The organism is Aestuariirhabdus litorea, from assembly GCF_003864255.1.
GTDB lineage: Bacteria > Pseudomonadota > Gammaproteobacteria > Pseudomonadales > Aestuariirhabdaceae > Aestuariirhabdus > Aestuariirhabdus litorea.
Genome location: NZ_QWEZ01000001.1, coordinates 1,720,072 through 1,735,547, shown reverse-complemented (window position 1 = coordinate 1,735,547; position 15,476 = coordinate 1,720,072). Strand labels below are relative to the sequence as shown.

The following is a 15,476-nucleotide window of genomic DNA, read 5'->3' as shown; positions in this document are numbered from 1 at the left end:
GAAATGTCAGCAATGAAAATCAGGATCCTTGCCGCGATGGGGCTGTTATTGCTGGGGGGCTGTATGACTCCCCCCCCCAAGCCGAATGATCCTGCGTTCGCGCCGACCTATCCCGCCCGCCCGGTGGCCGCCGAATTTAATGGCGGCTCCCTCTACCAAAGCGGCTTCGGCGTCTCCTTATACGATGATCGCAAGGCCTACCGGGTGGGTGACATCATTACCGTTCAGCTGCAGGAGTCAACCCAGGCCAAGAAAGATGCCGATACCGATTTCAGTAAGGACAGTACCGCATCGATCAGCGAGCCCACCGCGTTTGGCAAAACCTTCAAGGATGTGTTTGGTTTTGATGTGGCGGCGACCCTGGACGCCAGCCGAGCCCATGAGGGTGAAGCCTCCAGCAGCCAGAGCAACAGCCTGGCCGGTAACATTACGGTGACGGTATCCGAGGTACTGCCCAATGGCTTGCTGAAGATTCGCGGTGAAAAGTGGTTAACTCTCAATCAGGGGGATGAGTACATCCGTGTGACGGGGCTGGTTCGGCCCGATGATATCGACACCGACAACATGGTCTCCTCGCAGAAGGTTGCGGACGCCCGTATCAGCTACGCCGGAACCGGCAGCCTTGCGGACTCCAACGAAGCGGGTTGGTTATCCAAACTGTTCAACAGCCCGATGTTCCCCTTCTAGGGCGGAGTGATAACGATGAAACAGCTAACGCGCATCCTTATGTTGGTTTTTCTGGCGCTAACCAGCGGCCTCGCCAGCGCCGAGCGGATCAAGGATATCGCTTCGGTGGCGGGGGTGCGGAGCAACCAGCTGGTGGGCTACGGCCTGGTGATGGGCCTGGACGGTAGTGGTGACAAGACCAGCCAGACACCTTTCACAGTCCAGACCTTCAAAAATATGCTGGCCCAGTTTGGTATCAAGATGCCGCCGGGCAGTAACCCCAAGCTAAAGAACGTGGCCGCGGTATCGGTGCACGCTGAGCTGCCTCCCTTTGCCAAACCGGGTCAAAAAATCGACGTCACCGTCTCTGCGCTGGGTAACGCAAAAAGCCTGCGCGGAGGTTCGCTGCTGATGACCGAGCTGAAAGGTATCGATGGCCAGGTCTACGCCATTGCCCAGGGCAATCTGGTCGTGGGGGGGCTGGGGGTGGCGGGAGCCGACGGTTCCAAAGTAACGATTAATGTGCCCACCGCCGGGCGCATACCCAACGGTGCGCTGGTGGAGCGCAGCGTTCCCTCCTCCTTTGCGCGGGGGAATTCGCTGGTGTTTAACCTCAAGCGCTATGACTTCACCACCGCCAAGCGGGTGAGCGAAGCGATTAACCAGCTGATGGGGCCGGGGGTTGCAAAGGCGCTGGATGGTGGTTCGGTTGAAGTAGCGGCACCTCGCGACACCGCGCAGCGGGTGACCTACATGTCTGTGTTGGAGAACATTGAGATCCTGCCGGGTGAAGCACCCGCCAAAGTGATCATCAACTCACGCACCGGCACCATTGTGATCGGCCAGAATGTCCGGGTATCGCCCGCCGCCGTCACCCACGGCAGCATGGTGGTCTCCATTACCGAGGAGGCCCAGGTGAGCCAGCCCAATGCGTTCGGCGCGGGGGAGACGGTGGTGACTCCCCAGAGCAATATTGACGTGCAGCAGGAGAACAACAAGATGTTCCTGTTCCAGCCCGGGGTGACCCTGGCGGAAATCGTGCAGGCGGTTAACCAGGTGGGGGCTGCACCCGGTGATTTGATGGCCATCCTGGAGGCCCTTAAAGAGGCCGGCGCCCTGCGTGCCGAGCTGGTGGTGATCTGATATGAATCGCACCGATCTTTCACTGTCCCACCCTACCTACCGCGCCTCGGCGGGTGGGCAGGTCTATACCGACCTCAACAGCTTGCAAAATCTCAAGCAGGGAGGGGAGGGGGATTCCCCGGAGGCGCTGAGAAAGGTCGCCCAGCAATTTGAGTCGCTCTTTATCAGCATGATGCTGAAAAGCATGCGCGATGCCAATGCCGTGTTTGAGGAGGGTAACCCCTTCAATAGCAGCGAAAGCAAGATGTACCGCGACATGCTGGATAGCCAGATGGCCGTCAGCCTGGCGGAAAGCGGCGGCATGGGACTGGCCGAGGTCCTGATGCGCCAGCTCGATAAAAGCCCGGCCGCGCGCGTGGATGGCGGCCGTGACCGTTTTGGCCCCAGCGAGCCTCAGCTCGATGAGGTGCAGGTGCGAAAGGTAATGGAGAAGGTGGGGATTCGGGCGCCGGCTGAGACGGCCGATGTCGATCGCTCGGCCAAGGCTCCGCAATCAGTGCCCCAGGGGCAAAAGGTTGCCGCCATGGAGAGGGATGAACCGATCGCTTCTCCGCTGGACTTTATTCGCAAGATGATGCCCTACGCCCGTGAGGTCGCTGATAAGTTGGGCATCTCCCCGAAAATTCTGGTCGCCCAGTCGGCACTGGAGACCGGTTGGGGGCAGAAGATGATCCAGGGCGATAAGGGCAACAGCTTTAACCTCTTTGGCATCAAGGCGGATAGCCGCTGGTCGGGCGATAGCGCCCGGGTGACCACGACGGAATACCGGCAAGGGGTCGCACTTAAGGAACAGGCTGATTTCCGTGCCTACGACTCTTTCCAGCAGAGCTTCGAGGATTACCTGGCCTTTCTGCAGCAGAACGCGCGTTACCAGCAGGCGCTGGAGCACGGTGGCGATGCGGGCCAGTTTTTGCAGGGTTTACAGCGGGCCGGCTATGCAACGGATCCGGCATATGCCGACAAGATTTTGACCATTGCCAATAACGAGCTGTTTGACGAATGGAAGTAGGGTGCACTGCACCCCGGGTTGTGGTGGCGGATCGATAATTACCAATCGATCTAAATGATGACTCAACTCGGTGCTTATGGTGCCGATACAGAGTAGATGACGAGAGTGGTGAGATGGCTGATCTACTGAACATAGGATTGAGTGGCTTACGGGTAAGCCAGACCTCGTTGACCGTAACCGGTCATAACGTGGCGAACCTCAATACCCCCGGTTACTCCCGTCAGGAGGCGACCCAGGTGACGCGCGCTCCACTTTATGTGGGGGTGGGCTTTTTGGGTTCCGGTGTGGAAACCGACAGCATCCGTCGTATTACCAGCGATATTCTGGTCAGCCAGCTGCGGGAGAACACCTTTGTCAGTGCGGAGCAGGAGGCGTTCCGGGAGCAGATTGAGCAACTCGACTCCCTGCTCGCCAACACCACCACCGGCCTCACGCCGGCGATCACCAACTTTTTTAAAGCGATGCAGACCGGGGCGGAAGACCCCTCCAGCATCCCTTCTCGGCAGTTGATCCTGACCGAATCGGAAGGGATCGCCAGTCGCTTTAATACCATCAGTGATCGTCTTAACCAGCAAACCAGCCTGGTGAATCAGCAGACCCGCACGGTGACCGACCAGATCAACCGTTTGGCCAAAGCCGTGGGGGATTACAACGACGCCATCGCCAAAGCGGAGGTGAACAACACTCCGGCCAATGACCTCCACGATGCGCGGGAGGAAACCCTAAGAGAGCTGGCTGAGCTGATCGGTATTACCGTCACCCCGCAGGATGACAACACCATCAACGTCTTTGTCGGAACCGGCCAGCCGCTGATCGTGGGTGCCAAGGTCAATGCACTGGGGGTGGTGCCCAGCACTGATGATCCCGAGCGTCAGGAGGTTGCCGTTTCCGATGGCACCTCCAATCAGGTGGTGACCAATCTGCTCACCGGCGGCGAGCTCGGTGGACTGCTGCGTTACCGTGAAGAGGTGCTGGATCCCGCTTTCAACGAGATTGGGCGGCTGGCGCTGGTCTTTTCCGAGACCATCAACCAGCAGCTGTCGGAGGGGTTAGACCTGACCGGCAATTTTGGCGCGAACCTGTTTCGGGACATTAATGACCCCATCCTGATGCAGCAGCGGGTATTCCCCAGCAGTAACGGGGCCGGTAGTGCGCTGGAGGTGGAGATTACCAATGCGGGCCAGCTGACCCTGAGCGATTACCGCCTGGAGTTCAGCTCCGCCACCAACTACACATTGACCCGTCTTTCTGACGGCGTACAAAGTGCAGGCGTTATCCCTGCGGCTCCCTCGACGGCATCGGTGGTATCCCCCGATGGCTTCCAGATCAACCTGACCAACAACGGCTTTACCGCCGGTGAGCGCTTCTATGTTTCACCCACTCGTGAGGGGGCCGAGCATATCGAACGGGTACTGCAGGACCCGGAAGAACTGGCGTTTGCTGCTCCCCTGCGGGGAGATGCCGACCTCGCCAACCGGGGCAGCGGAGTGATCAGCCAGCCGGAAGTGGTGTCGCCTTTCAACTCGCCCGATGTGATCGCCAATCAGCCGTTTGATATTGTCTTTACCGATACCCAGAACTTCAGCTTCGTGGACAATAGCGGCAATGGGTTGACCATTACCGCGACCCCCAACCCGATCACCCCCGGACAGCCCAATGCGCTGACCATCGATGTGACCGATGGCGGCGGCAATACCTACCAGGTGACACTGGATATCAACGGCAGGCCGTTGGCCGGGGACCGCTTTACCATTGAGTTCAACCAGAACGGTACCTCCGACAACCGCAATGCCCTCAAGTTGGTGGACCTCGAAAATAAGCCCACTACGTTGGCCGGAGCGGGTGTCAACTACGCCGATGCTTATGGCGAGCTGGTGGAGAAAGTGGGAACCCGTACGGCCCAGTCGCGGGTTGACAGCCAGGCCGCGGCCACCATTTTGACCCAGTCGCAGAATGCGCGCGATAGCCTTTCCGGGGTAAACCTGGATGAAGAGGCGGCGAACCTGATTCGCTTTGAGAACGCCTACAATGCTTCTGCGCAAGTAATCTCAGTGGCTCGATCTATTTTTGATACCCTCATCAATACCTTCAGGTAGAGGATGAGTAACCCAGCAGGCAGGTGACAGTGATGCGTATCTCGACCGTTCAGGCTTTCAGCAATGGGGTCAAAGGGATTCAGGACAATTACAACAACGTGACCCGGACCCAGGAGCAGGTATCCAGCGGCAAGCGGCTGTTGACCGCTGCCGATGATCCGGTGGCCTCCACGCGCCTGGTGCAGCTGGCTCAGGAGCGGGGGCGGCTGGATGAGTATCTCGCCAACCTGGATGCGGCCGAGGGAAGCTTGCAGACGGAGGAGTCGATCCTCACGGGTATTGAAAATGTCATCTACCGGCTGCAGGAGATTGCCATTCAGGCCGGTGACGGAGCCCAGGATAGCGCCGACAAACAGGCGTTAGCGACTGAAGTGGAGCAGCGGCTTGATGAGATGCTCGACCTGATGAACTCCCGCAACTCCCGTGGTGAGTATATTTTCGGAGGCAATCAGGGCAAGCAGCCACCCTTCAGTTTCGATGCGGCCAATAGCACCTTTGTTTACAACGGGGATGAGGGTCAGCGTGAGGTGCAGATTGCCGGCTCCTCTTTTTTGCCGATCAATGACAATGGCAAGCGGATCTTCATGGATATCCCCAACGAAACCCGCGTGTTGACGGCGGCCGGAACCCCCAACTCGGGCAGTGCGGTCATCAATAATGGTGAGCTGCTCGATAACGCCCAGTTCGATGCCTATTTCGATACCCTGGTCGGTCAGCCGCAGCAGGCCTCATTGAGTTTTACCCCCAATGCCGGGGTGGCCTCCGGTTACGATGTGTTTTTGATTGATGCCAACAACCCTGCGCCAGGGGTAGCGATCCCGGCCGCAGATGTGACGGTCAATGGGGACGGCAACCTGGAGGTCTCCGTTGCCGCCATGGGGCAAAAGTTTACCGTTGCCGGTACACCGGCCGCTGGTGACCAGTTCGATATCAATCGCCAGGAGAAGATAGGGCTGCTCGATAGTGTGGCCGGATTGGCGCAAACCTTGCGGACAGCGAACAGCACCCCAACGGGTGGGTGGGAAACAATTTTTCGTGTCGGTACCAACATCTCCAATATCAACAATGGACACACGATATTACTGGAAACCCGGTCGGAGATAGGCTCACGTCTTAATGTTGTCGAGTCAACCCGCACAAACCATGAAGATGTAAAGCTGATCAACCAGTCCCTTCAGTCTGACCTTGAGGACCTGGACTATGCTGAGGCCCTTTCACGCCTTTCGTTTCAAAGCGTCATTCTCGAAGCTGCCCAACAGAGCTTCGTCAAGATCAGCGGACTCTCCCTGTTTAATCGGCTTTAACAGACCCTCTGTTAACGGGTGAGTTGGCCCGATACCTGAAAAGGTGTCGGGCCATTTTTTTTGCCTGGAAAGCGGCAAAAAGCGGCAATTTTTAGTTGGCACAAAATATGCTCTGTTACATATGACGGCAATGAACCGCCAATAAATCGATGAGTAAGAGTGCAGTCGATTGCCACCGAGCACGCTGCAAGCGGAGCCTTCAGGGTGCCGTATTAACAGGAGAACCAATCATGGCCTTAACCGTTCAAACCAATGTGGCATCGCTCAATACGCAGCGAAACCTCAATAATTCATCCCAGGCGCTGGATACCTCCATGCAGCGGCTGTCTACAGGTTATCGCATCAATAGCGCGAAAGATGATGCAGCTGGCTTGCAGATATCCAATCGCCTGACATCCCAAATAAACGGCCTTCACGTTGCGGTGCGTAACGCAAATGACGGAATATCGCTTTCGCAGACGGCGGAAGGGGCCTTACAGCAGTCAACTGATATTCTGCAAAGAATGCGAGACCTTTCACTGCAGTCCGCAAATGGAAGCAATGGCGCAACCGAGCGCCAGGCACTGAACTCAGAAGTGTCGCAGCTGCAGCAGGAGTTGAACCGGGTAGCGGATACCACCACCTTTGGAGGGCTGAAGTTACTGGATGGCTCCTACGGTACCAAGCAGTTCCAGGTGGGTGCCAACGCCAACGAAACCATCGGTGTCGCCATCAACTCGGCTCGGGCAACGGATATCGGTGCGAACCGCCATGACGTAACCTATTCAGCAACCGGCCAGTATGGCGTGGTGCTGCCGGCCGCCGGTGCAGCGGTGCCGAATGCGACCACCGGTGGTGACCTTACCCTGACAGGGGGGAATGGGTCCGCGATTGTCACCATCGGCGCAGCCACTTCGGCAGCCGATTATGCCGCCGCTGTTAATTCAGAGACCGGTACTACGGGTGTGTCCGCAGATGCACGAACCGCCTTGCGCCTGGAAAACCTATCCGCAGCGGGCGGGTTTACCATGACCATTAATGGGCAAGCAGTTGCCGCCATTATCTCTTCACCGAACGACTTGCGGGGCCTGGCTACAGCTATCAACGCACAGTCGGGTACCACCGGTGTAGCGGCAACACTAACCGACAACAACGCTAGCATCGAGCTGGTTAATGAGGCGGGTGATGATATCGTCATCGGTGACTTTGTTGAGTCTACCAATAACGGGGCTACCATCGATGTGCAGGGGTTGGATTATTCCGGGACGGATACCGGGCAAGCTGTGGTAACCCTTACCGAAACCACTGCGGGTAACACCCGTGCCATCGGTAATGTTCGATTTGAATCCAGTGACTCATTTCAGCTCACCGGCAGTGTAAACACGCTGCTCGATGGCGCTGCCACTGCAGCGACCTCAACCCTGACCTCCGTTGATACCATCGATATCAGTACGCAACAAGGGGCACAGGATGCTATCGGTGTGCTGGATGCCGCGATCGCGGGCATTGATTCGAACCGGGCGGAGCTGGGTGCAGTCCAGAACCGCTTCGAATTTACCATCTCCAACCTGCAGAACATCGCGGAAAACTCATCGGCAGCCCGCAGCCGCATCAAGGATACCGACTACGCTGCAGAGACCTCCGAACTGGCCAAAAACCAGGTGCTGCAGCAGGCCGGTACCTCCATCCTCGCCCAGGCGAACCAGCTACCGCAGTCGGTGCTGTCGCTCCTTGGGCAGTAACCCATAAGCGCTCCGGCGCCTCTATAGAAGTATGACCCTTACCCCCTCCGCAAGGGGGGGGAGGGCTTCTTTTACCCCGTTTAGCGTCCTGCCTTAAAGCGTAATCCGAGTAGTGGGTTAGCCTCCCTCCCCCAAGCGTTGGCCGCTGGCTCGACGCGCCTTTATTAGGCTCTGGCGCCTTTCCTCTCTTTGGCAATATCCCCGCTGCTTATCGCGATCTGCTATGCCGTGGCTTCCCTCGCTGCACCCTGACCCTGTTGCGACTGTGGCGCTCTCCCTGGTTTGCCGGCAGCGCCAAAATCACCCTGTTTTTTAGTTAAGGGGGTGGGGCGGCAGGGCAGCCCAGTTTGGTTGGCTGAGTGATTATGGGTAGCCATTTTCAGCTGCCTGTAGTGTAAAGGCGACCTCTACCCCCTCTTAACCCTATGAAAAGTAATGAAAAATAAATTGCTCAAAAAAATTGCAATTTTTATTAAAGTCGCCCGGGTAGGCGCCGATACAGGAAGTGTAAGAAGTAAGAACCTTTGCCATCAGGCAAGTTGTTAACCGGGCCGTCCAGGCACGGGATAAACAGGAGATATCATCATGGCTTTAACAGTACAAACCAATGTGGCCTCGCTGAACACCCAGCGGAACCTCAACAACTCTTCCAGTGCCCTGGACACCTCTATGCAGCGGTTGTCTACGGGTTTCCGTATCAATAGCGCAAAAGACGATGCCGCCGGTCTGCAGATCTCTAACCGCTTGACCTCTCAGATCAACGGTCTGAACGTGGCCGTGCGTAACGCCAACGACGGTATTTCTCTGTCACAGACCGCTGAAGGTGCGCTGTCACAGTCTACCGACATCCTGCAGCGTATGCGTGACCTGGCCCTGCAATCTGCCAACGGCAGTAACGGTGCAACCGAGCGTCAGGCACTGAACTCTGAAGTATCTCAGCTGCAGTCCGAGTTGAACCGTATCTCCGACACCACCAGCTTTGGTGGCTTGAAGCTGCTTGACGGCTCTTTCGGTACCAAGCAGTTCCAGGTGGGTGCCAACGCCAACGAGACCATCGGTGTGGCCATCAACTCTGCCCGTGCGACCGATATCGGTGCCAACCGCCTGGACGTAGGCTATGCGGCCACCAGTCAATACGGTGTTGTCGCCGCAGCAAATGCTGCTAATGTGGCTAACGCCACCACCGGTGGTACCCTGACCATTACCGGTACTAACGGTTCTGCCAACGCCACCATTGCGGCCCTTGGCTCTGCCGCCGATTATGCCGCTGCTGTGAATGCCGAGACCGGCTCCACCGGTGTCTCTGCCGACGCCCGTACCGCGGTTCGCCTTGAGAGCCTGAGTGCAGCCGGTAGCTACACCTTTACCCTGAACGGTGCTTCCATTGCCGCCATCATCTCTGATGCCACTGACCTGCGCGATATTGCTACTGCCATCAACGCCCAGTCCGGCTCTACCGGTGTCTCTGCGACTCTGGTAAACAACAATGCGTCTATCGAGCTGGTCAGTGAGGCGGGCGACGATATCGTGATCGACGATTTTGTTGAAGCCACCAACAACGGGGCTACCATCGCCGTTCAGGGGCTGGACTATTCTGGTGAAGATACTCTTCAAGGGGCCGTTACGCTAACCGAAACCGCCACCGGAAATACTCGGGCTATTGGTAACGTGCGCTTTGAATCCAGCGCTTCCTTCCAGTTGACCGGTAATGTGAATACCCTGCTGGATGGTGCCAACACCGCTGCTACCTCTGCCCTGACCTCTGTCGACACCATTGACATCAGTACTCAGCAGGGTGCGCAGGATGCGATCGGTGTGCTGGATGCGGCAATTGCCGGTATCGATGCCAACCGGGCTGACCTGGGTGCGGTTCAGAACCGCTTCGAGTTCACCATCTCTAACCTGCAGAACATCTCTGAGAACTCTGCTGCTGCCCGTAGCCGTATCAAGGATACTGACTACGCTGCCGAGACCTCTGAGCTGGCCAAGAACCAGGTGCTGCAGCAAGCCGGTACCTCAATCCTGGCGCAGGCGAATCAGCTGCCTCAGGCGGTACTGTCACTGCTGGGTTAATAGGGCGCTTTGCGCTAGACTGGACGGGAGGAGGATTATCCTCCTCCCTGTTCGCATAAAAGGGTGCAAAGGGGTGAGTTATGGATATTGATAACACACTGAGCATGGCCCGAATCGCTACCGAAGCGAGAGTGGTAAGCGTTGCCAAACCGGCAGCGGAGAACCGTTCTTCTGCGGAGGTGATTGAGGCCAGGCAACAAGCCCAGCAGGCGCAGGCTCAAAAGGCTGCAGAGCAGCAGGAAGTCAGCCGGCAGCAGGTGGATGATGCCGTCTCCAACCTCAATGACTTTGTCCAGAATATTCGTCGCGACCTGAGTTTTCAGGTAGACGAGGAGGCTGGTGAGGTTATTGTCCAGGTAACCGATTATCAAACAGGTGAAATGATTCGTCAGATCCCCTCGGAAGAGGCTCTGGAGTTAGCCGAAAGGCTCTCCGAAGCCCGCAGTTTGTTGTTTGAGGCCAAGGCCTGATTTGCCTCAGGCCTTGGTTTTTCCGTTCTACTAAAATAATCAAAAGGTTCGGAGTGGCATAGGAATTGCCTTGTTTGGGGTTAAGGGCATATTGGGGCGAAAGAAACGTCCATATGCTGTAGAAACGTCAGAAGATTGGCAGCTAAGTTGGGCTGTCATCCAGCGAGGTTCGATTCGTGTCAATTCAAGGTATCAATTCCGGTCTCGATATTCCTGCTATTGTGAATGCATTGGTGAATGCTGATGGCGCTCCCAAGTCTGCACAGCTGGATCGGGTAGAAAACCGAGCAGTAACCTCCATTTCGGCACTGGGCAAGCTCCAGGGAGCCACCTCAACCTTCCAGTCCGCTCTGGATGACCTTAATGATCCCGAGCTGTTTAATCGTCGAGCGGCAAGCAGTGGTGATAAATCACTCTTCACTTTGAGTGCGGATAGCTCCGCCGGTGCGGGGAGCTACGATATCGCCGTTGAGCGCCTGGCCGAGAGCCATAAGATTGCGACCCAGGCCTTTGCCGATACTACAACGGCGATTGGTACCGGCACGCTCACTCTGGGGCAGGGTGCCGACAGCTTCGATATCACCTTGACCGCAGAGAACAATACCCTTGAAGGGCTGCGTGATGCGATCAATAACGCCGAAGACAATCCAGGTATCTCCGCGACTATCGTCACCGATGACGATGGCGCCCGGCTGGTCCTCTCCAGTGGTGAGACGGGTACCGATAATCAGCTCTCCATTACCGTTAAAGACGACGACGGTAATGAGCAGGGGAGCGCTGTTGACCCGAATGCCGGGATTTTTGATCTGATTTATAACCCGGACCCTGTGACGGGCAATGGCTCGAAGGAGCTGAATGCAGCGCAGAATGCGCTATTGAAAATCGATGGGCTTTCGGTAACCCGTCAGTCTAATACCATCAGCGATGCGATCGAGGGGGTTACTTTTACCCTGAAAGCGGCTCAAAGCGCTGAGGATATTGCCGCTGGCAAAACGGTGGGCGCTAATATCTCTGTGGACAAGGGGGCCGCGCGTTCAAAGATCGATGAGTTTGTAAAAGCCTATAACAGCCTGATTGATGTCACTAAAGAGCTGACCGCTGTGGTGGGCGTCGGGGGGGATGATAAAGCTCCTGTTGCCGGTCCGCTGGTCGGTGACTCCTCGGTTCGAAACCTGGTGAGTCAGTTACGCTCCCAGTTGGTCAAACCTGCAGGGGATGAGGGGGATGCTTTCAGGTTCCTGGCGGATCTCGGTATCACCACCACCAAGGAAGGCAAGCTCGAGGTCGATAGCAGTGCGCTGGATACCGCGCTTGATGAGGATATCGCTGGGGTTGCCGGTTTCCTGGCCGGTGAAAATGGTTTGATGGGGCGTTTAAGCGAGACAGTGGACCCCTATCTGGGCCCTGACGGTCTCTTCCAGACCCGGGTAGATAACCTTAACGAGCGGCTCAGTGATGTCGACAATGACCGGGAGGCGTTGAACCTCCGTCTCGTTAAACTCGAACAGCGACTCAATAACCAGTTCAATACCATGGATCAGCTGGTTGGGCAGTTTAATGGCACCCTCGAGTACATCACCGGCGCGCTCAAGAACCTGCCGGGTGTCGTGCGCCAAAGCAACGATAAATAACCATATTTTTAATATTCGCGGCCTGGTATGAGGGCCGCGTGTGGATTCTATTTAACCAATAAGGAACATTGTTGATGTCTACTACACCGACCGATCTTTACAAGTCCGTTGAACAGGATAATGAGATCCCGCCCCATGAGCGGGTTCGCATGCTGCTGAATACCGCCATTACCAAGCTGGAGCGAGCCCAGCAGGCTCATAAGGAGGGAGATGTCGTTGGACGGGGCGAGCTGATGGGCGATGTGGTCACCATCATCGGCTTTTTGCAGGCGGCGCTGGACAAGGATCAGGGGGGCGAGATTGCTGATAATCTGGATGCCCTCTACGACTACATGACGCGCCGACTGGGAGCCTTTTATCTTGACCAGAGCCTCGACTCACTGGTGGAGGTGGGTAAGTTGCTGGAGGATATGCGTGAGGCCTGGGATGGCGTGGCGGAGCAGATGAAGGATCAGTAGTCCGCCGCTTTTGCAGGCATGTTAAAAGAGGCGTAAGCCTCTTTTTTTTTATATGGCTTTGTATGGGGGCCGCTGTGCGCACGGAGCCTGATTGTGCCAAAGGCGTTTGGGGTGGGCTCCTTACCCAGATAGAGCATCGGGCGCGATGGCATAGAGTATGCGCGGAGCCCCTTTCTTTTTTTGGCTAAAGGGGTAAAGTCTGGGGTCTATTCGCCGATACACTGGGTAACTCAGCTTATGGAACCGACGGAATCTACTATGAACAGCGCAGCAGCTATCCAGAGTTACAAGAACGTGCGTACCCAGACCGGAGTGACCGATGCCTCTCCTCACCGTTTGATCCAGATGTTGATGGAAGGGTGCCTCGAAAGCCTGGCCAAGGCCAAAGGTGCAATCGCGCGCAATGATGACGCCCTGCGTAGCGAGATGTTGAGCAAGGCGATCGCTATTGTAGGTGGTTTGCAGATCGTTTTGGATTTTGAGAAGGGTGGTGAGATCGCTGAAAACCTGAACGCGCTCTACCACTACATGACCAAGCGGCTTTTCGAAGCGAATCAAGAATCGGATCCCGAGATCATTAATGAGGTAGCCCGCCTGATGATTAACATCAAAGAGGGCTGGGATGGTATTGCCGACCAGGTCGATTGAGTCGACAGTTAGGCCGTTGGCCAGCTACTTCGTTATACTGCGGTCAGGGCTCTGCATGCGCAGAGCCAGCTTGTTTTGATCGCTGGAGCCTTTATGTCTACTTCTCATACCTTTTTCCTCAGCCTGTCTCAGCAGATCCAGCGTGCCCTGCAAGAGGGGGACTGGGAGGTACTGTCCCAGCTGGATTCCCAATGCAGAACGGCTCTGCAGGCGGTGGGGGAGGGTGGGCTTCTGGCGCAGCGTTTACGTGATGATCCCGACCTTGGACAAGCGTTGCTTGATTTGCAGAGCAGTTATCAAACGCTGCTTGAGCGCTGCCAGCAGGAGCGCGACCAGCTGCGCTCTGAACTCTCTCAGGCTCGTCTCGGGGGGCAGGCCTCCAGAGCCTATACCCAGCGTTGACTCGAACCTTCACCCCGCCTGGCTTTCCCCATTGCTCAGCAAGCTGATACTGTATTGATGCAGGTCACTGTCAAAAATTTGAAGTTTTGCCCTCGTTTAGTGACAATGATGTGCTAACTGACTAATCTGGAAAGGAATTGTTGTTTTTTTTGATCGCCTCTACCCGGTGGGCATTGGGAGTCGGTTGGGAAAGCAGACAAGCCTGTTGAGCCATCAAGGGAGTGCGCCGGCGTTATGTGGCGAGATATCAAGCTGCTGTTGATCGATGACGATGACGTGCGTCGTCAGCACCTGAAGGTGATTTTTGACTTTTTGGGGGAGGAGGCGCTGGGGTGTAGTGGCTCCGACTGGCAATCCCGGTTGCAGGCGACAGAGGAAGCTCCCGACGTGACAGCGGTAGTGATGGGGGAGGTCGCCGATGGCTTAAACCCATTATTGACGGAGCTTGGTCAATGGAATGAAGGCGTTCCCGTGCTCATGTTGGGGGATCGCTCCCGGCTGGATGAGATCGATGAAGAGCTTCGCTCACAGGTGATCGCCTTCATCGAGGTGCCCCCCAGCTACAACAAGCTGCTGGACAGTTTGCATCGGGCCCAGGTCTATCGCGAACAGTATGATATGAGCCGGGGACGCGGGGTTCAGCGCGAGGTGCAGCTGTTCCGGTCGCTGGTGGGAACCAGCCGTCAGGTGCAGACAGTGCGGGAGATGATGACCCAGGTAGCCGATAAGGATGTCACCGTGCTGATTACCGGTGAATCCGGTACCGGTAAGGAGGTCGTCGCCCGCAACCTGCACTTCAGCTCCCATCGACGTAATGGTCCCTTCGTCCCGGTTAACTGTGGAGCAATTCCGGCCGAGCTGTTGGAGTCGGAGCTTTTTGGTCATGAGAAGGGTGCCTTTACCGGGGCGATCTCCACCCGTGTGGGTCGTTTTGAGTTGGCTCAGGGTGGGACTCTGTTCCTTGATGAAATTGGTGATATGCCGCTTCACATGCAGGTGAAGATTCTTCGAGTCCTTCAGGAGAAGAGCTTTGAACGGGTAGGTGGAAGTAAGTCGATACCCAGTGATGTTCGAATAATCACCGCGACCCACCGGGATCTCGAGAAGATGATCGAAGAGGGCACCTTCCGGGAGGATCTCTACTACCGGCTCAATGTATTCCCCATCGAGATGCCCGCGCTGCGTGAGCGAGTCGAGGATATACCGCTGCTGCTCAATGAGCTGATCTCCCGCATGGAAAATGAAAAGCGGGGCTCCATTCGCTTCAACTCCGCAGCCATTATGTCTCTCTGCCGCCACGATTGGCCCGGGAATGTGCGGGAATTGGCCAACCTGGTAGAGCGCCTGGCCATCATGCACCCCTATGGGGTCATAGGGGCAATGGAGCTGCCGAAAAAATTTCGCCATATCGATGAGGGGGATGAGACTAATGCCGACCTTATCGAGATGTTTGCCGGTAACGAGAGTGGAAGACCCCCGCTGCCCGATGGTCCGGCGTTGCTACCGGTTAATGGCCTGGACCTCAAACAGTACCTGACTGACCTCGAGTGCAGCCTTATCCAGCAGGCGTTGGATGATAGCAATCATGTGGTTGCCCGGGCGGCGGAGCGCTTGCATATTCGCCGTACGACGCTGGTCGAAAAAATGAGAAAGTACGGTCTGCAGCGAAAAGAGGGGACGGCCGACTAGCTCGGCGGTTGTTCTCGATCTAACCCCGCTCCCTGTAAGCGGGTTCTTTCCCTATGGTCCCGGCTCGGGACTCCGGTGCGGCGCTCGGCGCGCCGAGGGATTATTTACCCTCTATCTTCTGTAGAGGCGCTTTGCTTCCCCGGTACCAGTCAGTCAAATTCTTGTC

At 56.5% G+C, this 15,476-nt stretch carries 13 protein-coding genes; all 13 read left to right on the top strand.

Annotation, left to right across the window (positions count from 1 at the left end; genetic code table 11):
- Positions 1–12 precede the first annotated feature (12 nt).
- The 13 genes from flgH (at position 13) to D0544_RS07930 (ending at position 15,310) form a co-directional block, all read left to right on the top strand.
- Complete coding sequence (gene flgH / locus D0544_RS07990) at positions 13–687, top strand: flagellar basal body L-ring protein FlgH (protein WP_243647266.1); 675 nt, start codon at positions 13–15, stop codon at positions 685–687.
- Between the two features lie 15 nt (positions 688–702).
- Positions 703–1,809 (top strand): flagellar basal body P-ring protein FlgI, encoded by a 1,107-nt coding sequence (locus D0544_RS07985; protein WP_125015437.1) that lies wholly within the window; start codon positions 703–705, stop codon positions 1,807–1,809.
- A gap of 1 nt (position 1,810) precedes the next feature.
- Complete coding sequence (gene flgJ, locus D0544_RS07980) at positions 1,811–2,818, top strand: flagellar assembly peptidoglycan hydrolase FlgJ (RefSeq protein WP_125015436.1); 1,008 nt, start codon at positions 1,811–1,813, stop codon at positions 2,816–2,818.
- 113 nt (positions 2,819–2,931) lie between these two features.
- Positions 2,932–4,914 (top strand): flagellar hook-associated protein FlgK, encoded by a 1,983-nt coding sequence (gene flgK, locus D0544_RS07975; protein ID WP_125015435.1) that lies wholly within the window; start codon positions 2,932–2,934, stop codon positions 4,912–4,914.
- Between the two features lie 32 nt (positions 4,915–4,946).
- A complete protein-coding gene (flgL, locus tag D0544_RS07970) occupies positions 4,947–6,218 on the top strand; it encodes a flagellar hook-associated protein FlgL (RefSeq protein ID WP_125015434.1) in 1,272 nt (423 codons plus the stop codon).
- Positions 6,219–6,448: 230 nt separating this feature from the next.
- Entirely contained in the window at positions 6,449–7,939 is a 1,491-nt protein-coding gene (locus tag D0544_RS17395; RefSeq protein WP_125015433.1) for a flagellin, read from the top strand.
- Between the two features lie 585 nt (positions 7,940–8,524).
- Positions 8,525–10,012, top strand: coding sequence for a flagellin (locus D0544_RS17390; protein WP_125015432.1), 1,488 nt, complete (start codon positions 8,525–8,527; stop codon positions 10,010–10,012).
- Between the two features lie 80 nt (positions 10,013–10,092).
- The gene (locus D0544_RS07955; protein WP_207905795.1) at positions 10,093–10,482 is read left to right on the top strand and encodes a flagellar protein FlaG; all 390 of its coding nucleotides are present in this window, start codon (positions 10,093–10,095) and stop codon (positions 10,480–10,482) included.
- A gap of 176 nt (positions 10,483–10,658) precedes the next feature.
- Positions 10,659–12,113 carry a flagellar filament capping protein FliD gene (gene fliD, locus D0544_RS07950; protein WP_125015431.1) on the top strand — a complete coding sequence of 485 codons (1,455 nt, stop codon included), beginning with the start codon at positions 10,659–10,661 and terminating at the stop codon, positions 12,111–12,113.
- A gap of 74 nt (positions 12,114–12,187) precedes the next feature.
- Positions 12,188–12,571: a flagellar export chaperone FliS gene (gene fliS / locus D0544_RS07945; RefSeq protein WP_125015430.1), complete on the top strand. Its 384-nt coding sequence runs from the start codon at positions 12,188–12,190 to the stop codon at positions 12,569–12,571.
- Positions 12,572–12,829: 258 nt separating this feature from the next.
- Positions 12,830–13,219 carry a flagellar export chaperone FliS gene (gene fliS, locus D0544_RS07940; RefSeq protein WP_125015429.1) on the top strand — a complete coding sequence of 130 codons (390 nt, stop codon included), beginning with the start codon at positions 12,830–12,832 and terminating at the stop codon, positions 13,217–13,219.
- Positions 13,220–13,312: 93 nt separating this feature from the next.
- A complete protein-coding gene (locus D0544_RS07935) occupies positions 13,313–13,621 on the top strand; it encodes a flagellar protein FliT (RefSeq protein ID WP_125015428.1) in 309 nt (102 codons plus the stop codon).
- Positions 13,622–13,855: 234 nt separating this feature from the next.
- Complete coding sequence (locus tag D0544_RS07930; protein ID WP_125015427.1) at positions 13,856–15,310, top strand: sigma-54-dependent transcriptional regulator; 1,455 nt, start codon at positions 13,856–13,858, stop codon at positions 15,308–15,310.
- The last annotated feature ends 166 nt before the right edge of the window (positions 15,311–15,476 follow it).